Source organism: Streptomyces murinus (assembly GCF_002154555.1).
In the GTDB taxonomy this organism is placed as follows: Bacteria; Actinomycetota; Actinomycetes; order Streptomycetales; family Streptomycetaceae; genus Streptomyces; species Streptomyces murinus.
Genome location: NZ_MUNF01000298.1, coordinates 1 through 19,854, shown reverse-complemented (window position 1 = coordinate 19,854; position 19,854 = coordinate 1). Strand labels below are relative to the sequence as shown.

Genomic DNA, 19,854 nt, shown 5'->3' with positions numbered 1-19,854 from the left:
CGGGGCACCGAACCGCCCCGCGGCACCTTCGGGACACTCGCGGACGTCGTCGACGCCGACCGCGCCTACCGGGAGAGCGAACGCGCGGCGGCCGACCGCGCCTACTGGGTGGACCGGTTCACCCCGCTGCCCGACCTGGACGACGTGCGCGCCCCCGCCGGGCCCTCCGGCCGCTCGCTGAGCGCCCGCACCCGGCTCACCCCCGAACAGACCGCCCGACTGCGCGAGTTCGCCGACCGGGAGAAGGCCACCTGGGGCGAGGCGCTGATCGCCTGCTACGCCGCCTTCCTGCACCGCGTGCTGGGCCGCACGGACGTGGTCTTCGCGCTGCCGCTGATGTGCCGTACCGCCGCCGCCGAACTGCGCACCCCGGTGATGGCCGTCAATGTGCTGCCGCTGCGGGTGGACGTGCATGGCGGGGACGACTTCGGCGAGCTGACCCGCCGGGTCGCCGCCACGCTGCGCGAGACGCGCAGGCACCAGCGCTACCGGGGCGAGGACCTGCCCCGCGACCTCGGGGTGCCCGGCGCGGGCGCGCTGCTGCACGGCCGCGGGATCAACCTCAAGGCGTTCGACCTGGCCCTGGACTTCGCCGGCGCGACGGGCCTGATGCGCAATGTCGCGGGCGGCCCGCCCGAGGACATGGGCCTGGCGGTGCTGCCCACCCCCGACGGCGGACTGCACCTCGGTTTCGAGGTGGACGCCCGGGACCACGACCAGGAGAGCGTCGACGGCAAACTGGCCGGATTCCGCGCGCTGTTGAACGGCCTGCTGGACGGACGGACCGTGGCCCGCGTCCCGATGGGCGGCGCCGACGGCGAGGTCCCGGCCCCCTGGACCCCGGCGGCCCTGCCCGGCACACCGCTCCTCGTGCCGGACGCGCTCGACGCCCTGGCCGCGGCGGCCGCCGAGGACACCGCCCTCGTCTGCGGCACGGACCGCCACTCCGCCGGTGAACTGGCGGGCCGGGTGCACCGGTTGGCCCGCGCGCTGCGGGCCCGCGGCATCGGACCCGACGATGTCGTGGCCCTCGCACTGCCCCGCTCCGCCGACCTGGTCACCGCCCTGCTCGCGGTCCTGGACGCGGGCGCGGCCTTCCTCCCCCTGGACACCGCCTATCCGCCGCAGCGGCTGCGCGCCCTCGTCGAGGACGCCCGCCCGGCCCTGGTGGTCACCTCCGGCGCGGTCGACGGCCTCCCCTGGGACACCCTGCTCGCCGAGGCCGAACCGCTGTCCGCCGCACCGCTGGCACCGGCCGAACTGGCCGCGCCCCGCCACCCGGAGCACCTGGCCTACGTCATCCACACCTCCGGCTCCGCCGGCCGCCCCAAGGGCGTGCTCGGCCGGGCGGGCGGCCTGGCCGCGCTGCTGCACCACCAGCGCGCCACCGTCGTCGCCGAGACGGAGCGCGCCACGGGCCGGCGACTGCGCGTGGCCCACACCTACTCGTTCGCCTTCGACTCGGCCTTCGACCACCTCGTATGGCTGCTGTGCGGACACGAACTCCACGTCTACGACGCCGAGACGGTCCGCGACGCCGACGCGCTGCTCGCGGCGTACGCCCGCGACGGCATCGATGTCGTCGACACCACACCGTCGATGGCGGCGGCCCTGGTCGACGGGGGACTGCTGGACCTGCGTCCGGCCCTGCTCGTCCTCGGCGGCGAGGCCACACCCCCGGCGCTGTGGCAGCGGATCGTGGCCTCGGGTGTCACCGCCCGCAACATGTACGGGCCGACCGAGGCCACCGTGGACAGCACCACCGCGCCCGTCACCGGGGACACCCCCACCATCGGCCGGCCGCTCGCGGGCACCCGTGCCTACGTCCTGGACCACGCCCTGCACCCGGTGCCGCCGGGCGCGGTGGGCGAGCTGTACCTGGCGGGCCCGCACCTGGCCCGCGGCTATCTCGGCATGCCCGGTACGAGTGCGGAGCGCTTCGTCGCCGACCCGTACGGGACGCCCGGCGAGCGGATGTACCGCACCGGCGACCTGGCGCGCTGGGTCCCGGGCCGCGGCCTGGACTACCTGGGCCGTGCCGACGGCCAGGTGAAGGTGCGCGGCCACCGGGTGGAGACCGGCGAGGTCGAGGCCGCGCTGGCCGCGCTGCCCGGAGTCACCGCCGCTGCCGCCGCCGTACGCTCCGCCCGGCTCGTCGGATACGTCGTGTCCGCCACCGTCACCGCCGAGGCGGTACGCGCCCGGCTGGCCGAGTCGCTGCCCGAACACCTCGTACCCTCCGCCGTGGTGGTGCTCGACGCGCTGCCCCTCACCCCCAACGGCAAGCTCGACCGCGCCGCCCTGCCCGCGCCCGTCGCCGCGGGCGGCGGCCGGGAGCCCCGCACCGAGCCGGAACGCCTGCTGTGCGCGGCGCTCGCCGAGGTGTTCGAGGTCGAACGGGTCGGTGTGGACGACGACTTCTTCACCCTCGGCGGGGACAGCATCACGGCGATCACCGTCAGCGGCAGGCTGCGCGCGCTGGGCCTCGAACTGCGGCCCCGGGACCTGCTGGCCCGCCGCAGCTTCGCCTCCCTCGCCGCCTCCGCCGTACGCGCCGAGAAGAGCGACGAACCGGCCGACGAGCCGACCGGGCCCGTCACCGCGCCGCCCATCGTGCGCGAACTGCTCGACGCCCACCCGGACCTCGACACGGTCGCCGGATACGCCCAGTGGACCGCCCTGCGCGTCCCCGAACTCGCCCTCGACACCGCCCTCATGGGCGTACGGGCGATCCTCGACCGGCATGACGCGCTCCGGCTGCGCGTCGGCGACGACGGCCTGGAGATCCTGCCCAAGGGCGCGGTGCCCGCGATCGTCACCGAGGTCCATGGCGAGGACGCCGCCACGGTCGCCGGGCGGCTGGCGGGCGAACTGGACCCGCGCCGGGGCGATCTGCTGCGGGCGGCCCTGATCCGCACCGGCGAGGCCACCCCGGACGAGCTGGTCCTCGTCGTGCACCACCTCGCCATGGACGGCGTCTCCTGGCGGATCGTCATCCCCGATCTCCACGCGGCCTGCACGGGAGACACCGCGCGGCCGACCGGCACCTCCTGGCGGCGGCACGCCACCGTCCTCGCCGAACAGGGCGCCGCCGGAACCCGCCGGGAAGAACTCGGTCACTGGCGCGCCGCCCTCGCCGGTGCGACCCGTCTCGGCGCCCGGCCCCTGGACCGGACGAAGGACACGGTCTCGACCGCCCACCGGTCGGTCACCGTGGCCTCCCCGGCCGTCACCGAGGCCCTGCTGACCACGCTGCCCGCCGCCTATCGCGCCGGGGTCGACGAGGTCCTGCTCGCGGCCCTCGTCCTGGCACTGCGGGAGTGGGGCGCCGACGGGGACGCGGTGACCGTCACCCTGGAGGGCCACGGCCGCGAACACCTCGATCTCGCCCGTACCGTCGGCTGGTTCACCAGCGAGTACCCGGTGCGGGTACCGGCGGCCGGCGACGCGGGGGAGGTGCTGCGGGCGGCCAAGGAGGCCAAGCGCGGCGTCCCCGGAGGGGGACTCGGCTACGGCGTGCTCCGCCACCTGGACCCGGCGGGCGCCGAACTCGCGGCCGTACCGCCGCCGGACGTGCTGCTCAACTACCTCGGCCGATTCGCGCCGTTGACCGGCACCGGATGGCAACTGCCCGAGGAGGACGCCTTCTCGGTGCTCGAACCCGGCGCCAAGGCACTGGAACAGGTGCTGGCCCTCAACTGCTTCGTGCACGAAGGGGACACGCCCCGGCTCGCCGTCGAGTGGACGGCCGCCACCGGCGTCATCGGCGCCGACACGGTGGCCGCCCTGCACACGGCGTGGGACCGGGCCCTGGACCTGCTGGCCGACCACGCCCGGCACGCCACCGGCGGCCTGACCCCGTCCGACCTCCCGCTGGTCGACCTCGACCAGGACACCATCCGGGCACTGGAGCGCTCAGGACCCGTCGAGGACGTGTGGCCCGCCACCCCGCTCCAGGTCGGACTGTCCTTCCACACCCTGGTCCGCGACGACCCGGACACCGATGTGTACGTCGTCCAGGCCGTGACCACCCTGGAAGGCGAACTCGACCCCGAGCGCCTGGCGTCGGCCGCGCGCGAACTGCTGCACCGCAACCCGTCGTTGCGCGTGCACCTGGCGCAGACCGGCGACGAGGTGGTGCAGGTGGTGCCCGCCGAGGCCACCCTCGAATGGCGCCGGGACGACGACTTCGAGCGGGCCGTCCGGGCCGAACTGGCGCGCCCCTTCGACCCGTCCGTGCCACCGCTGATCCGCTTTCTGCTCTCCCGCGTCGGCCCCGCCGAGCACAAACTGGTGATCACCAACCACCACGCGCTGCTGGACGGCTGGTCCATGCCGCTGGTCGGCCGGACCCTGCTCGGCATCTACGCCGAACTGGGCGGCGGACCCGAGGTGCCCCCCGCCGCCGATGTCCGCGAGTACTACCGCTGGCTGGCCGGCCGGGACCGCGAGGCGTCCCTCGCCGCCTGGCGCGAGGCACTCGACGGGGTCGACGGCGCCACCCGGCTGGCACCGGCGACCGTCGGCACCTCGGTCGAGCGGCCCGGCCGGGTCACGCTCGACCTCGGCCCGGACTTCAGCGAACGGCTGCGCGCCTTCGCCCGCGACCGGGGCATCACCCTGACCACGGTGCTCCAGACCGCGTGGGGCCTGCTCCTGGGCAGGCTCACCGGCCGCGACGACGTGGTGTTCGGCTGCCCGGTCTCCGGCCGGCCCGCCGAGGTGGACGGAGTGGCCGGCATGATCGGCCAGCTCGGCACCACCATCCCCGTACGGGTGCGGCACACCCAGGACACGACCGCCCGGGACCTGCTGGCACAGGTGCACAGCGAGAGCGTCGCACTGGCCGACCACCACTACGTCGGCCTGCCCGGGATCCAGCGGATCGCGGGCGCGGGCGAACTGTTCGACACCATGCTGGTGATGGAGAACTTCCCGCTCTCCGACCGCGCCCGCACCCCGCTCGCCCCCGGACTCGACCTCGCCGCGGTGGACATCACCGACGCCACCCACTACGCGCTCACCGTGATCGTGCTCCCCGGGGACACCCTCACCATCGGACTCGGCTACCAGCCGAGCGCCTTCGACGAGCCGACGGTGCGCGACTACGGGCGCCGACTGCACCACCTGCTGCGCGAGATCGTCGCCGATCCCGCACGGCCGGTGCTCGCCCTGCCCCTGCTCGACGAGGACGAGCGGGAGCGGATGCTGCACACCGGCACCGGGGCCCGCCCGGTCCGTGCACGCGGCCCCTGGCTGGAAGAGTTCGCCTCCTGGGTGCGCCGCAAGCCCGACGCCGAGGCCCTCGTCTGCCGCGACCGCGCCCTGACCTACGCGGAACTGGACCGGGAGGCCAACCGGCTCGCGCACGCGCTGATCCGGCGCGGCGTGCGCCCGCAGGACCCGGTCGCGGTGTTCCTCGGCCGGGACATCGAGATGACGGTGGCGCTGTTCGCCGTGGCCAAGGCGGGCGCGGTGTACGTGCCGATGGACGCGAGCTACCCCCGGGACCGGCTGGCGTACATGCTGGACGACCTCGCACCGGCCGCCGCCGTCACCACGGGCGCCGAACTGCCCACCACCCGCGACCTGCCGGTGCTGCGCCTCGACGACCCGGCCACCCTCGCCGGGCTGCCCGGCACCGACCCGGCCGAGGCCCGCACCGGCCTCACCGAGGACGCGCTCGCCTACGTCATCTACACCTCCGGCACCACCGGACGGCCCAAGGGCGTCGGCGTCACCCACCGCGGCGTACCCGACCTGATCGCCCTCCAGGAGGACGTCGTCCAGGTCACCGAGCACGACCGCTATCTGCACTTCGCCTCGACCGGATTCGACGTGGCGTTCTGGCAGACCATGGTGCCGCTGCTGTCCGGCGGCACCTCCGTGATCGCCCCCGAGGAGGTACGCGTTCCCGGGGACGAACTGCTGGACTACATCGTCGAGCACCGGGTGACCGGCGTGAACCTGCTGCCGTCGTTCCTGGCGGCGATGCCCGACGACCGCACCGTCGACCCCGAGGTGTTCTTCGTCGTCGGCGCCGAACGCCTCGATCCCGAACTGGCCCGGCGCTGGGGCGAGGGCCGGCGGGCGCTGTTCAACGCCTACGGCCCCACCGAGGTCACCATCAACTCCGTCACCTGGAAGTACGATCCGGCCGATCCCGGCCCGCTGCCGATCGGCCGCCCCGACCCCAATGTCCGCGCCTACGTCCTGGACCGCGGTCTGCACCCCGTGGGCACCGGCGTGACCGGCGAGCTGTACCTCGCCGGACCGAGCCTGGCGCGCGGCTATCTCGGCCGGCCCGACCTGACCGCCGCCGCGTTCGTGGCCGACCCCTTCGGACCGCCCGGCGAACGCATGTACCGCACCGGCGACCTGGTGCGCTGGCGGGCCGACGGACAACTGGTGTTCCTCGGCCGCGCCGACCACCAGATCAAGATCCGCGGCTTCCGGGTCGAGCTGGGCGAGATCGAGTCCGCGCTGACCCGCCACCCCGAGGTGCGCGCCTGCGCGGTGGTCCTGCGCGAGGGACGGCTCGTCGGCTACGTCATCCCGGTCGACGGCGCCGAGTGCGACACCGCCCGGCTCCGCGAGCATCTGGCCGCCGGGCTGCCGGACCACATGGTGCCCACCGCGCTGGTGGTGCTCGACCGGCTGCCGCTGGGCCCCGGCGGCAAGCTCGACACCGCCGCCCTGCCCGCCCCCGACATCGCGGTCGCCGACCGGCGCGAGGCCGCCACCCCCGCCGAGGCGGTGCTGCTCGGGGTCTTCCGGGACATCCTCGGCAGCGACGACATCGGACCCGACGACGACTTCTTCGCGATCGGCGGGGACAGCATCGTCTCCCTCCAGGTGGTCTCCCGCGCCCGACGGCACGGCCTCGGCCTGACCGCGCGGGACGTGTTCGAGGGCGCCACGGTCGCCGGGATCGCCGCCCGTGCCCGGGCCCTCACCGAGGACCGGGCCCCGGCGGTCGGCGACGCCCCGCTGACCCCCCTCATGCGGGACCTGCTGCGCCGCGCGGGCACCGCCGCCGACGGCTTCTGCCAGTGGACGGAGATCTGCGTACCGCCCGGCGGTGACGAGCACACCTGGCGGACCGCGTTCGACAAGGTGCTGGCCCGCCATGACGTGCTGCGCGCCCATCTGGTCGCGGACGCGCTGCGGATCCCCCCGGCCGCCGCGGTGACCGGAGCCGATGTGCTGATCCGGGTGCCGGTGGCGCCGGACCTCACGGCCGAGGGCCTGCGCGCCCTGGCCGACGAGTGGACCGCCGAGACCCGCGCCGCGCTGGACCCGCGCACCGGACCGCTGCTGCGCGCGGTCTGGCTCGACGCCGGACCCGCGAGGCCCGGCCGGCTCGTCCTGATCGCCCATCACCTCCTCGTGGACGGCGTCTCCTGGCGCATCCTGCTGGACGACGTACGGCACGCGTACGAAGGCGGCACCCCGGCAAGGCACGGACTGTCCTTCCTGGCCTGGGCGCGCACCCTGCGCGAGGCCGACCGCGGCGCCGAACTGCCGCACTGGCAAGGGATGACGGCCACGGAGGCACTGGCGGCCCGGCCGCTGGACCCCGCCCGGGACACCGTGGCCACCGCCGCGCACCACGAGATCACCCTCGACGCCGACACCACCCGGGCCCTGATCACCGCCCTGCCCGCCGCCCTGCGCAGCACACCGGACGCGCCCCTGCTCACGGCGCTCGCCCGGGCCGTACGCGCCTGGCGCGGTACCCCCAGGCTGCTCGTCGCGCTGGAGAGCCACGGCCGCCCGGCCGACGCGGACCTCTCCCAGACCGTCGGCTGGTTCACCGCCGTCCACCCGATGCTGCTCGACGCCGACGACGACCCGAAGGCGGTCGCCGAACGGCTGCGCGCCCAGGGCGACGGCCTGGGCCACGGCATCCTCACCACGGCCGGCCTGCTGGACCCGGTCGCACCCGAGGTCGCCTGGAACTACCTCGGCCGCTACCCGGGCGCCCCGGACACCGAGACCGCCTGGCAGGCACCGCCGGACGCGGACCCGCTCGGCTCCGGCGGCACCGACGCCATGCCGCTGCCGCACGCGCTGATGGTCAACGCGCTGGTCCGCGAGGACCGGCTCGGGATCCGGCTGACCTGGCCCGGCGCGCTGTTCACCGGTGCCGAGATCGAGCGGCTGGCCGCACACCTGCGGACCGCGCTGCTCGATGTCGCCGCCGCGCCGGAGATCGGCGCGCTGGAGATCGGCGCGCTGGACGCCGGCCGGCCGATCGCCGAGGTGCAGCCGCTGACCCCGTTGCAGGAGGTGATGCTGCGGCACTCGCGCACCGAGCGACCCGACCCCTACACCGTGCAGTCGGCCTTCTCCCTCACCGGGTCACTGGACATCGAGGCGCTGCGCGGCGCCGGCGCCGACCTGCTGGCCCGGCACCCGAACCTGGGCGCCGTGTTCCCGGCGGACCTCGCGCTCGTACCGAAGTCCCCGGAACCGGACTTCCGCGTCTGCGACGGACCGGCCGAGGAGGTCCTCGCCGCCGACCTGGCGGAACCGTTCGACCTGAGCGCGGGCCCGCTGATCCGGCTGACCGTGATCCGCCACGACCCCGGGCGCTTCGACCTGGTCCTGACCAGCCATCATGTGCTCTCCGACGGCTGGTCGGCGCCCCGCATCCTCACCGAGCTGTTCGCCCTCTACACGGCACGGCTGCGCGGCGAGGAGGCGGACCTGCCCGCTCCCGTGCCGTTCGGCGACTACCTCGCCTGGCGCGCCGCCCACGAACCCGGCCTCGGCGTCTGGGCCGACGAACTGGCGGGTCTGCCCGAAGGGGACTACCTGGGCGCCGGCGAACCGGGACCCGCCTGGCAGGAACCCGAGGTGATCACCTTCGACGCGTCGCTGGTGGACCGGCTCACCCGGCTCGCGGCCCGCCGCGGTCTGACCCGCAGCACCCTGGTGCAGGGCGCGTGGGCGGTGCTGCTCGCCCGGCGCTCCGGACACCAGGACGTCTGCTTCGGCGCCATGGTCGCCTGCCGGCCCCCGGAGCTGGAGGGTGTCGAGGAGATCGTCGGACTGCTCGCCAACACCGTGCCGGTACGGGCCCGGCTGACGGGCACCCTCGCCGACACCCTCACCGCGCTCCAGACGCGCCAGCGGACCCTGGTCGAACACCATCATGTGGCCCTGTCCGACCTGGAACGCGTCACCGGGCGGCGCAGGCTCTTCGACAGCCTCGTGGTGTTCGAGAACTACCCGGTGGACCGGGACCGGCTGCGCGAGCCCGCCCCCGGGCTCACCCTCACCGGAACCCGCTTCCGCGAGGCCACCCACCACCCGGTGACCCTGACCGTCATGCCGGACGGCGACACCTGGACCGGCGTGCTCGCCCACCGGTCCGCGGCCGCCGCCGACGGACTCGCCGAGGAACTCCTCGATCTGCTCCGCGACTTGGAGGACCACCTCGACCGCGACGTCCGCACCCTGCTGGAGCGACGATGACGCAGAAGACCGCCGCACCGGCCGAGAAGGTCGACGGACCGCTGCTGCGCATCGCGTTCATCCTGGTCCTCGGCACGTTCATGGCGTCCATCGACGCCACGATCGTCAGCGTCGGCATCGACACCCTGGCAAACGAGTTCCATGCCTCGCTGGCCGAGATCCAGTGGGTCAGCACCGCCTATCTGCTGGCCGTCGTCACCGCCGTACCCGCCTCCGGCTGGCTCGCCGACCGCCTCGGCGGCCGGCGGGTCTGGCTGGTCGCCGTGGGTGTCTTCCTGTGCGGATCGGCACTGTGCGCCCTGTCCTGGTCCGTGACCAGCCTGATCGTCTTCCGGGTGCTCCAGGGCCTGGGCGCCGGGGTGCTGCCGCCGACCGGGCAGGCGTTGCTCGCCCGGATCGCCGGACCCGCCCGCACCGGACGGGTGATCAGCGTCGTCGCGGTCGTCCCGCTGCTGTCACCGGTGCTCGGCCCGCTGGCCGGCGGCGCCCTGCTCGGGGCGGCCTCCTGGCCCTGGCTGTTCCTGGTCAACCTGCCGGTCGGCGCCGCCGCGATCCTGCTCGCCCGCCGCCATGTGCCGGTGCTGGAACCGACGTCCCGGCGGGCCCCGTTCGATGTGCGGGGAGCCGTGCTGCTGTCACCCGGCCTCGCCGTCCTGGTGTACGGCCTGACTGAGGTCGCCCACGGCAACACGCCCGCGGCGACCGTGGGAGTGAGCGCGGGCCTGCTCATGCTGGCGGGCTTCGTCGTGCACGGCCTGCGCACCCGGGGCACCCCGCTGATCGACCCGCGGCTGTTCACCCGGCCACCGCTCGGCGCGGCGGCCCTGGCCCTGCTGGTCCTCGGCGCGTCCGTGTTCGGTACGACGTTCCTGCTGCCGCTGTACTTCCAGAGCGGGCGCGGACTGTCCGCCTGGGGGACCGGACTGCTGCTGGCCCCCCAGGGGCTCGGCGCGGCGGCCGGATCCGTGCTGGTCAACCGCACCATCGACAAGGTGGCCCCGCGGACCCTGGTGATCACCGGCGTCACCCTGGTCCTGGCCGGCACGGTCCCCTTCACCCAGCTCGACCACGGACTGCCGGACATCGCGATCGCCCTGGCGCTCCTGGTGCGCGGCTTCGGGATGGCCATGATCGGCGCCCCCGTGATGAACATCGTCTACAGCCGGATCGAACCCCAGCAGATCGCCCGCGCCTCCGGAGCGCTCAACCTCCTCAACACCGTCGGCGGTTCGCTGGGAACCGCGGCCCTCGCCGTGGTCCTCCAGGACCGGCTCGGCGCCCGGCACCAGGACGTCCCCGCGGCGTTCGCCGACACCTTCTGGTGGGTCGTCGGACTCGGGCTGCTGGCCGCGGCCGGGACGACGAGACTGCCCCGGACCCGCGCCCTCAGGAGAGCCTGATGATGCACACACTGCCCGCCCCCGCCGATCTCACCACGGCCCTTCCGCTGTCCACGGCGACGGCCCGGGCCGTCGCAGAGCACCGCGACACCGTCGCCGCCGTTCTCGACGGCAGGGACCCCCGGCTGCTCGTGATAGCCGGTCCCTGCTCGGTCCACGATCCCGCCGCCGCCCTGGAGTACGCGAGCCTGCTCGCCGCCGCCGCGCGCCGCTTCTCGGACGACCTGGTCGTCGTGCTGCGGGCCTACCTGGAGAAGCCGCGCACGGCGCTGGGCTGGACCGGGCTGCTCAACTACCCCGCCCTCGACGGCAAGAGCGACCTGGCGAGCGGTCTGCGCACCGGCCGCGCCTTCCTCACCGAGGCCGCCGCCCTGGGACTGCCCCTCGCCTACGAGTTCGTCGACCCCCTCCTCGCGCCCTACCTGGCCGACACGGTCTCCTGGGCCGCGATCGGCGCCCGGACGGTGGCCAGCCAGCCGCACCGGCACCTGGCCTCCTGGCTCCCGATGCCGGTCGGCATGAAGAACTGCGTCTCCGGCGACCTGGCCTCCGCCGTGGACGCCGTCCAGGTCGCCTCCCACCCGCACGCCCTGCCCGTGCTGGCACCGGACGGCCGGCTCACCGTGACGCACACCGTCGGCAACTCCCACGCGCATCTGGTGCTGCGGGGCGGCCGGGTGCCCAACTACGACGCCGCCGGCACCGAACACGCCCGGTCGCGGCTGGCGGCGGCCGGTCTGCCGCCGTCTCTCGTCGTGGACGCCTCGCACGGCAACAGCGGCAAGGACCACAACCGTCAGCCGGAGGTCGTCGCCGACCTCGCCGGGCGGATCGGCGACGGGGAGCCGGGCCTGGCCGGAGTGATGATCGAGTCGTATCTCTCCGACGGCCGGCAGGACCTCGCGGCGACCGTGCTGCGCCGGGATGTCAGCGTCACCGACGCCTGTCTGGGCTGGTCCCGCACCCTCCCCCTGCTCGACCTGCTGGCGCGGGCCGTCAACCGCCGCCGCGGCACGCACGCCTGACCCCCACTCATTTGCTAATTAGGTAAGCCTTACCTAAGTTATTCCCGCAACCCCTGTTCCAAGGAGGAATCTCCATGCGAGTCGTCATGTTCGGTTACCAGACCTGGGGTCACCGGACCTTGCAAGCGCTCCTCGACTCCGACCACGAGGTGGTCATGGTGGTCACGCACCCCAGGAGCGAGCACGCCTACGAGAAGATCTGGAGCGACTCCGTGGCAGACCTGGCGGCGGAGCACGGCGTCCCGGTCGTCATCCGCAACCGGCCCGACGACGAGGAACTGCTCACGCTGCTCAAGGAGGCGGACCCGGACATCATCGTCGCCAACAACTGGCGCACCTGGATCCCGCCGCGCGTCTACTCCCTGCCGCGCCGCGGCACGCTCAACGTCCATGACTCGCTGCTGCCGAAGTACGCCGGTTTCTCCCCCCTCATCTGGGCCCTCATCAACGGGGAGAAGGAGGTCGGCGTCACCGCCCACATGATGAACGAGGAACTGGACGCCGGTGACATCGTCGCCCAGCGAGCGGTGCCCGTGGGCCCCTCGGACACGGCGACCGACCTGTTCCACAAGACCGTCGACCTGATCGCCCCGGTCACCATCGGCGCGCTCGACCTCATCGCCTCCGGACAGACCGAGTTCACCCGGCAGGACCGGTCCCAGGCCACCTTCTTCCACAAGCGCGCCGAGGACGACATCCGGATCGACTGGAACTGGCCCGCCGAGGACCTGGAGCGCCTGGTCCGGGCCCAGTCCGCCCCCTACCCGGCCGCCTTCACCCACCACCGGGGCAAGCGCCTCGAAATCCTCGGCGCCGTCGTCTCCCAGAACCGCTACGGCGGCACACCGGGCCGCATCTTCTACCGCGAGGGCGAGGGTGTGGTGATCGTCGCCGGCGCCGACGCCCGCACCGGCCGCAACCACGGCCTGGCCATCACCCGCGTCCGCACCGACGACGGCCGCGAACTGCCCGCGACCGAGTACTTCACGGCCATGGGCGGCTACCTCACCACCCACCCCTGACGGACCGGCCCCACTTCCCTCCATTGCTCCGGCCCGGGCGATCGTCCCGGGCCGGGGCGGGTCCCCGAACCTCGACGCGCCCTTCCCGCGAGAGACGTTATAGTCACACGGTCGCGAAAAACGATGTTCCGTGCGGGTTCCGTCCGCCGGGCATCGCGCATACATCGACGCAGAGGGTTCTGATCGATGAGCGTCTCCTTGCCGAGACCGGGCATCCCGCCCGCTTCCGGCGCTGACCACCGCCGACGCGTGTCGGCGCGACAGAGGGGCGCACCATGCGGAAGACCATCGCCATCGTCGGAGCCGGACCGGGCGGGCTGACGCTCGCACGCGTGCTCCAGACCCACGGCATCGCCGCGACGATCTACGAGAGCGAGGCCACGGCGACGACCCGTGCGCAAGGCGGCCTGCTCGACATCCACGAGGAAACCGGACAGGTCGCGCTTCGCGCAGCCGGTCTGTACGACGCGTTTCGCACCCTGGTCCGCCCGGGCGAGGACGCCAAGCGCGTGGTCGACCGCCACGGCACGATCCTGTTCGACCGGCCCGCGGACCCCGCGTCGGCCCGTCCCGAGGTGGATCGCGGCGAACTCAGGCGCCTGCTCATCGACTCGCTGGCACCCGGGACGATCAAGTGGGGCCACAAGCTCGCCTCGGTCCGGCACCGCGGGGAGGGCGGCTGCGAACTCGCCTTCGCGGAAGGTTCCACCACACGCGCCGACCTGGTCATCGGCGCGGACGGCGCCTGGTCGAAGGTGCGTCCGCTGCTCACCCCCGCCAAGCCTGACTACACCGGAACCTGCTTCGTCGAGATCGCCCTCGCACCGGGCGGCCGGGAGTCCCGGGCGAGCGTGGCCGCGATCGGCGGTGGCACGCTGATGGCGGTCGCGCCGGGCCGAGGCATCATCGCCCATCGCTGCGCCGACGGGCAGGTGCGCGGATACGTGGCGCTGAACAAGCCCGAGGAGTGGCTGAGGCCGATCGACTTCGGCGACCCGTCCGCGGGCCTTCGCCGACTCGCCGACGAGTTCGCCGGCTGGTCGCCGCTGCTCACCGCCTTCGTGACCCGCAGCGACGCCGAACCCCGGCTCCGGCCCATCCACGCCCTGCCCGTCGGCCTCGAATGGGACAGGCTGCCCGGAGTGACGCTCGTCGGCGACGCCGCGCATCTGATGTCGCCCTTCGCCGGCGAGGGCGCGAACCTTGCCATGTACGACGGCGCCGACCTGGCGGGCAAGTTGGTCGAGGAACCCGACGTCGAGGCCGCGCTCACCGCCTACGAGGAGCGGCTGTTCCCGCGGAGCCGCGATGCCGCCGACCGCTCGGCGAAGAACCTGGAGGTGTTCTTCGGCCGGGAAGCACCGCAGAGCGTGGCCAAGTTGTTCGATCACTCCTGACACCCGGTCCGGAACCGTGATCCCGCCGTCTCGGGGTCACGGCTGGTTGCCGTTGGAGGCGAGCCGGGCGCCCATCTCCGCGTTGGCGCGCTCGGACCGGCTGTTGGCCTGGTCATGCTTGAGCCGGAGGTAGTCGTACAGGGCCCGCACGCACAGATCCCGGGTGCGGTACGTCGCGTCCGAGACCAGTTCGAGGTCCTCGGTGACCTCCATCAGCTTCCCGTCGGCCGTGGTGTAGACGGGGTGCCAGACGAGTTCCACCGCCGGGTTGAGCGCCATGACCACGCGCAACTGCGGGACCTCCTGCGCGATCAGGACGCTGTCCGGGTTGTACGCCCGCAGGAAGATGTGGACGGGACCGCGGGCGCGGGTCACGAACGCCTTGGACAGGACGTTCCACATCGGCGTCTTGAGCATCCAGTCCATGGTCAGCTGGAGTTCGTTGACCACACTGCCGAAAGGAGTGGACTCCAGGGGCGTATGGCCCTTGGAACGGGCGTAGACGCTGGTGTCGATGCCGCCGGACCACAGGGCCATCGTCGGCCGGTCGATCTCCAGATAGTCACCGACGAGCCGCACCAACTCCTGGTACCAGCTGTTCGACGCGCGATGGTCGCGCTGCTGCTGGCGCTCGGTGAACATCGCCAGCGCCTCGTCGTTGAGCTGTCCCTGTTCGGCGATGCCGCCCAGGATCAGCTGCCAGGCGGCGTCCGTGACGTCCTGCGGGAAGCCCACCTTCTCCATCATGTCGCGGAAGGTGTCCCACTCGCCGTGCGCGGTGGGATCGGCGGCATGGCGCCGCGCCTCCTCCCTGACACCGGGATCCCCCTGGCCCTGCACACGTTGCACATAACGGGTGACGGCCGCGTTGCCCACGGTCCGCTGGAGGGCGGCGAGCCCGGCGGGCTGCGGCGCCCGCCCGGCGGCGAACTGCGGGGCCGGGCCCGGTATCTGCCTCCTCCGCGCCGCCGCGGGCGCCTCCGGCACCGGGGATGTCACTCTGTCTCGCACGTGCTGCCCAGCCCTCCGGTCACTCAGGCCGATATCGGCTCGGAGGGGCCGACGCTAGGCTCTCGGTACGGCCCCCGCAAGGGCCGGAAGGGCAGCCGAGGGGGCAGCTGGAAGGGCATGGCGAACCCGGCGGGGAATCCACGAGCGGCAGGCTCAGCAGGCCGCCCCCGAAGGCGCGGTGACGTCGAGGCCGATGCCGGGCCGGCACGGCCGGTCACACTCCGATGAAGCTCACGGTTTCCGTCATGTCCGCCCGCCCGGTACGCAGCCGTGGCACGCCCTCCTTCGCGAACCCCACCGCGACACCGCAGAACAGTACGAGCCCGTCATCTGCTCCGACGACCTGGCCGACGCTCTCGCGATACATCGTCCACATCACCTGAGGGCAGCTGTGCAGCCCCTCCGCCCTCAGCAACAGCATGACCGTCTGCAAGTACATCCCCGCGTCCCCCCACTGCCCTGGCCCCATCGCCGGATCCAGGTAGCAGAACAGCACGACCGGGGCGCCGAACGCCTGCGAGTTCAGGGCGGCGATCTTCAGGGGCCGGTCGGGGTCGTCGCGCTCGATTCCCCGTGCCTCGTACCGCTGAGCGGCCGCGGCGGAAAAGCGGTCCACGTACGGCGAGGTCAGTTCGGCCGGGTACATCGGGTACTCCCGCTCGTCCCCCGGGTCCCCGGCCAGTGCCCTGGCTGTCGCGCGCCTCTTGAGCTCGGCCAGGGGCTCGCCGGTCACGGCATACACATGCCACGGCTGGAGGTTCCCACTCGACGGAGCCCGCGTCGCCGCGGCCAGCACGCGTTCGAGTATCTCTCTGGACACCGGCTCCTCGCTGAACGCCCGCACCGCCCGGCGACTGTCCACGGCTTCATACACATCCACGTCTGCTCTTCCTCCCACGTGACGACAGCCACGTTGCTGAACGGCGCGGTCATGAACCCCTCGTCTGCCGGCCGGTGACGGCCTTTTCAAGGAGGCGGGTGAGGATCGGCTCGGCATGAGTCCACAGCAGGGCACCGCCGATCCCCGGCACGACATGACGACGAGCACCGGGCACACGGGCGGCAAGCAGTGCTCCGTTGTCGGGGGAGTGGCTGGTGTCCTGCTCGCCGTACCAGATGTCGACGGGGACAGCGATCTCGTCAAGGGCGAACGGCCACCGCCCCATGGCGAGGACCGTGTCCCGGGCGTAGCCGGCGGGACCTTGGGCAAATGCCTCGGCCAAGGCCCTGCGGTAACCGGCCGCGAAGTCAGGATCCTGGTACACGGCAAGGTCACACGCCGGGCTCCCGGCCATGACCATGTCCCACATCGCATCCGCGGTGAAGCCCGCGAAGAACTCCTCGGTGCCGGCCGGATCGCACGCGGTCCGCTCCACGAGACCACGCAGGTCCGCGTTCAGAACGGAAGCGAACTGCGGCATGGCGACCTCGTCCGCACCGGAGACGACAGCCAGTGCCGAGGCGACCCCCTCCGCGGCGCAGGCGAGAGCGAAGGGCGCACCTTGCGAATTCCCGACCACGGCGGGTCGCTCCAGCCCCCGCCGCACACAGAGTTGGCGCACATCTCCGGCGAAGTCGGAGAAGGTCCGCCCGGGGGCGGGCGTCGAGACACCGAGACCCGGACGATCCACGGAGATGAGACGCACTCCGAGCGCCTCGACAACGCCTGCGCCGAATCCGAGCCACCGGCTCGTGGCCGCACCAGGACACAGCAGGACGGGCGTCCCGTCCGACGGCCCCCACTCCGCCCAGCCGAGCAACCGCCCGTCGGACAGCGCACTCTCACCCAGCCGGGCAGGAACGTCGATGCAACCAGTCATGATCACCATCATGGCCATGGACCCGAAGTCCCGCACTCGACTTTCACCATGGCCTCGAACCGGGCAGACGTCGTCCGACGCTTCACCGGAGCACTTCCGGCAGGTCAGCGCACCCTGCCCCGTGGCTTCAGCGGTACCTCCGGCAGCTTCGGGGCGTGCAGCGGGGCACCGTCGTAGCCCTTCACCTCGCCGAAGCGGGTGCCCCGGGACCAGTCCTCGCGGGCCTGCTCGATCTCGGACTGGGTGCGGGCCACGAAGTTCCACCACATGATGAGCTCCTCGGCGAAGGGCTCGCCGCCCAGGAGCATGACTCCGGCGTCGGACTCGGCGCGCAGGGGGAGTTCGGAGCGGCCGCAGCCGAGGTAGAGCATCGAACCGGGCAGCACCGGCACGCCGTCCACCCGCACCTCGCCGGACATCGCGAGGACGCCGTACTCGAAGTCGGGGTCCAGGGGCAGCCGTACATCGGCGCCCCGGGTGAGGGCGAGGTCGGCGCCGACGATCGGGGTGTAGGCCGTGCCGGGGGAGACGGAGCCGTCGAGGTCGCCGAGGAGCACCGTGGCGGTCAGGCCCGGCGCGGTGACCGTCGGCAGTTCGGCGTGGAACTCGAACTTCGGTTCCGTGTACCGGTGCGCGTCGGGCAGCGCCACCCACAGCTGCGCGCCGTGCAGCAGACGGGCGTGCGGACGGGGGCTCTCCTCGGAGTGGCTGATCGCGCGCCCCGCGGTCATCAGGCCCAGCTGCCGGGGCCGGATCGTCTGGAGGCTGCCGGTGGAGTCGCGGTGCAGCACCTCGCCCTCGTGCAGCCAGCTGACCGTCTGCAACCCGATGTGGGGGTGCGGCGGGACCTGCATGCCGGGCTCGTCGGCGATGTCGTCCGGACCGTAGTGGTCGACGAAGGCCCACGCGCCGATCATGCGGCGGCCGAGGTTCGGCAGCAGCCTGCGCACCTCGGTCGATTCCCCCAGCTTGACGCGGCGGGGGCTCAGCAGCTCGCGGACGGGTTCGGCGACGACGAATCCACGGCCACCGCAGACGGTCGGCTCGGGCGCGCGGTCAAGGTTGCTCATGCAGCCCAACTTAGCGGTGCCGATGCCGGACCGGTGAGCGCCGACGGGTGCAATTCGCCATCGCGTTCACCGCGCTCATCGTCCTCACCGCGCGTCCGGCTCGGGTGCGGACGGGCTCGCCACGGGCGTGGGCCACGCGGAACTCGGCACCGGTGAGGGAGTGCCGACGCTCGGACGCGGGGGATGGGCCGGCGGCGCCGGGCGGCTCGTGCCGTCGTGGAGGGTGAACAGGACGAGGGCCGCCACCGCCGCCAGGGCAAGCAGCCCCACCACGGTGCCGCGCAGCGACAGCCGACGGGCCCTGAGCGCGTCGGTCGGCGGGCGCAGAGGGCGCAGCTCGGCCGGTCCGACGGCGTTCGCGCGGGCGGCCAGGGCGGCGCGCAGCCGTTCCTCGACGGGTTCCCGGACGGATCCGTCGACGGGGGAGTGGTTCATCGCAGACCCTCCAGTCGTCGGCCGAGCGCGTCCAGGGCCCGGCTGGCCGTGGACTTGACGGCCCCTCTCGACAGACCGAGCGTCGCCGCGATCTCGGCCTCCGTCAGATGCGACCAGTAGCGCAGCACCAGTACCTCCCGTTGGCGCCGGGTCAGGGTGCCCAGCGCCGCCAGCACCTCCCGGTGGTCCTCATGGATGAGCACGTCCTCCTCCGGCGCGGGCGCGTGCCCCTCCGGCACCGGGGGATGCGCCCGTACGGTCCTGCGCCGACGCAGCACCGAGCGGGCCGTGTTGACCACACTGGTCCGCAGATACGCCTCCGGGTCGTCCAGCGCGGCGAGCCGATGACCGTGCCGCCGGAACAGCGCGGTGAACGCGTCCTGTACGACGTCCTCGGCCGTGGGCAGATCGTCCACCAGCAGCACCGCCAGGCGCACCAGGGGCAGCCGGCGGTGGTGGTACAACTCCTCGATCCCGGGCGGGGGTTCGGGGGTGGCCGTCCCCGCGGTCGGGGGACGCGGCCCGGACACGGTGTCCGCGTCCATGTTGACGCGGGCGAGCAGTCGGGCGAATCGCCGCCGCAAGGAGGGGAGCCGGGCGGTTCCGGCCCGTTCCCAGGGCAGGGGCGCCGGTGGTGTGGCTGTCGTCATGGATCTCCCGGGACCGGGTGCGGGGAACCGTCCTGCGACGGCTCCCCGCACCCGCCCTACCTCAGTGCTGCGGCGGAACCGGCGCCGGAACGGCCGGGCCGTGCGGGTGTGCGGGCGTCGACGGCACCGGCGACGGGGACGCGGAGTGCGGCGGCGCGGGCACGGGCGACGGGGTCGCCGTACCGCCCGGCACCGACGGCACGGGACGCGGAGTCGCCGTACCGCCCGGCACCGACGGGACGGGGCTCGGGGTCGCCGTACCGCCCGGGACCGAGGGGACGGGGCTCGGGGTCGCCGTACCGCCCGGGACCGACGGGACGGGGCTCGGCGTGGCCGTACGCGTCGGGGTCGACGGCACCGGCTTCGGCGTCGCCGCGGCGTGGTGGTCGGACTGCGCGGCCTGCGCGGCCACGGTGCCGGTGACGGCGAGTGCCGCGCCCAGCGCGGAGACCCCCAGGACGGTGCGCAGCTTGCGGGCGCGGAGCGGGCGGGGGACACGATGTGCGGACATGGGATCCTTCGGGGCTGGTCGGTCATCCGG

The 19,854-nt window shown here is 73.4% G+C and carries 12 protein-coding genes; 5 read left to right on the top strand and 7 right to left on the bottom strand.

Annotated elements, in window-relative coordinates:
• The 5 genes from CCN72_RS18845 to CCN72_RS18825 form a co-directional block, all read left to right on the top strand.
• The coding region (locus CCN72_RS18845; protein ID WP_086808535.1) for a non-ribosomal peptide synthetase at positions 1 to 9,483 on the top strand (9,483 nt) is incomplete at its 5' end.
• On the top strand, positions 9,480 to 10,883 hold the full coding sequence (locus CCN72_RS18840) for a DHA2 family efflux MFS transporter permease subunit (RefSeq protein ID WP_086808534.1): 1,404 nt from the start codon (positions 9,480 to 9,482) through the stop codon (positions 10,881 to 10,883). The genes CCN72_RS18845 and CCN72_RS18840, both read left to right, overlap by 4 nt.
• Entirely contained in the window at positions 10,883 to 11,908 is a 1,026-nt protein-coding gene (locus CCN72_RS18835; RefSeq protein WP_086808533.1) for a 3-deoxy-7-phosphoheptulonate synthase, read from the top strand. The genes CCN72_RS18840 and CCN72_RS18835 overlap by 1 nt, the downstream gene beginning before the upstream one ends.
• A 74-nt stretch (positions 11,909 to 11,982) precedes the next feature.
• Complete coding sequence (locus CCN72_RS18830; protein ID WP_086808532.1) at positions 11,983 to 12,930, top strand: methionyl-tRNA formyltransferase; 948 nt, start codon at positions 11,983 to 11,985, stop codon at positions 12,928 to 12,930.
• Between the two features lie 275 nt (positions 12,931 to 13,205).
• Entirely contained in the window at positions 13,206 to 14,327 is a 1,122-nt protein-coding gene (locus CCN72_RS18825) for an FAD-dependent oxidoreductase (RefSeq protein WP_086808531.1), read from the top strand.
• Positions 14,328 to 14,363: 36 nt separating this feature from the next.
• Here the strand turns inward: CCN72_RS18825 and CCN72_RS18820 are convergent, their stop codons facing one another.
• The 7 genes from CCN72_RS18820 to CCN72_RS18790 form a co-directional block, all read right to left on the bottom strand.
• Positions 14,364 to 15,314 carry a hypothetical protein gene (locus CCN72_RS18820; RefSeq protein ID WP_086808530.1) on the bottom strand — a complete coding sequence of 317 codons (951 nt, stop codon included), beginning with the start codon at positions 15,312 to 15,314 and terminating at the stop codon, positions 14,364 to 14,366.
• Between the two features lie 238 nt (positions 15,315 to 15,552).
• Positions 15,553 to 16,218 carry a nitroreductase gene (locus CCN72_RS18815; protein ID WP_086808529.1) on the bottom strand — a complete coding sequence of 222 codons (666 nt, stop codon included), beginning with the start codon at positions 16,216 to 16,218 and terminating at the stop codon, positions 15,553 to 15,555.
• A 49-nt stretch (positions 16,219 to 16,267) separates the two neighbouring features.
• A complete protein-coding gene (locus tag CCN72_RS18810; RefSeq protein ID WP_086808536.1) occupies positions 16,268 to 17,158 on the bottom strand; it encodes an alpha/beta fold hydrolase in 891 nt (296 codons plus the stop codon).
• A 104-nt stretch (positions 17,159 to 17,262) separates the two neighbouring features.
• Positions 17,263 to 18,228 (bottom strand): pirin family protein, encoded by a 966-nt coding sequence (locus CCN72_RS18805; RefSeq protein WP_086808528.1) that lies wholly within the window; start codon positions 18,226 to 18,228, stop codon positions 17,263 to 17,265.
• An 84-nt stretch (positions 18,229 to 18,312) separates the two neighbouring features.
• On the bottom strand, positions 18,313 to 18,663 hold the full coding sequence (locus tag CCN72_RS18800; protein WP_086808527.1) for a hypothetical protein: 351 nt from the start codon (positions 18,661 to 18,663) through the stop codon (positions 18,313 to 18,315).
• Entirely contained in the window at positions 18,660 to 19,313 is a 654-nt protein-coding gene (locus CCN72_RS18795; protein ID WP_086808526.1) for an RNA polymerase sigma factor, read from the bottom strand. Before CCN72_RS18795 ends, CCN72_RS18800 begins: the two co-directional genes overlap by 4 nt.
• Before the next feature lie 61 nt (positions 19,314 to 19,374).
• Entirely contained in the window at positions 19,375 to 19,824 is a 450-nt protein-coding gene (locus CCN72_RS18790; protein ID WP_086808525.1) for a hypothetical protein, read from the bottom strand.
• Between the last annotated feature and the right edge of the window lie 30 nt (positions 19,825 to 19,854).

Coding starts and splice junctions, on each gene's coding strand:
- CCN72_RS18840 (WP_086808534.1), top strand. CDS start 9,480: ATGACGCAGAAGACCGCCGCACCGGCCGAGAAGGTCGACGGACCGCTG.
- CCN72_RS18810 (WP_086808536.1), bottom strand. CDS start 17,158: ATGACTGGTTGCATCGACGTTCCTGCCCGGCTGGGTGAGAGTGCGCTG.
- CCN72_RS18830 (WP_086808532.1), top strand. CDS start 11,983: ATGCGAGTCGTCATGTTCGGTTACCAGACCTGGGGTCACCGGACCTTG.
- CCN72_RS18790 (WP_086808525.1), bottom strand. CDS start 19,824: ATGTCCGCACATCGTGTCCCCCGCCCGCTCCGCGCCCGCAAGCTGCGC.
- CCN72_RS18800 (WP_086808527.1), bottom strand. CDS start 18,663: ATGAACCACTCCCCCGTCGACGGATCCGTCCGGGAACCCGTCGAGGAA.
- CCN72_RS18825 (WP_086808531.1), top strand. CDS start 13,206: ATGCGGAAGACCATCGCCATCGTCGGAGCCGGACCGGGCGGGCTGACG.
- CCN72_RS18835 (WP_086808533.1), top strand. CDS start 10,883: ATGATGCACACACTGCCCGCCCCCGCCGATCTCACCACGGCCCTTCCG.
- CCN72_RS18805 (WP_086808528.1), bottom strand. CDS start 18,228: ATGAGCAACCTTGACCGCGCGCCCGAGCCGACCGTCTGCGGTGGCCGT.
- CCN72_RS18795 (WP_086808526.1), bottom strand. CDS start 19,313: ATGACGACAGCCACACCACCGGCGCCCCTGCCCTGGGAACGGGCCGGA.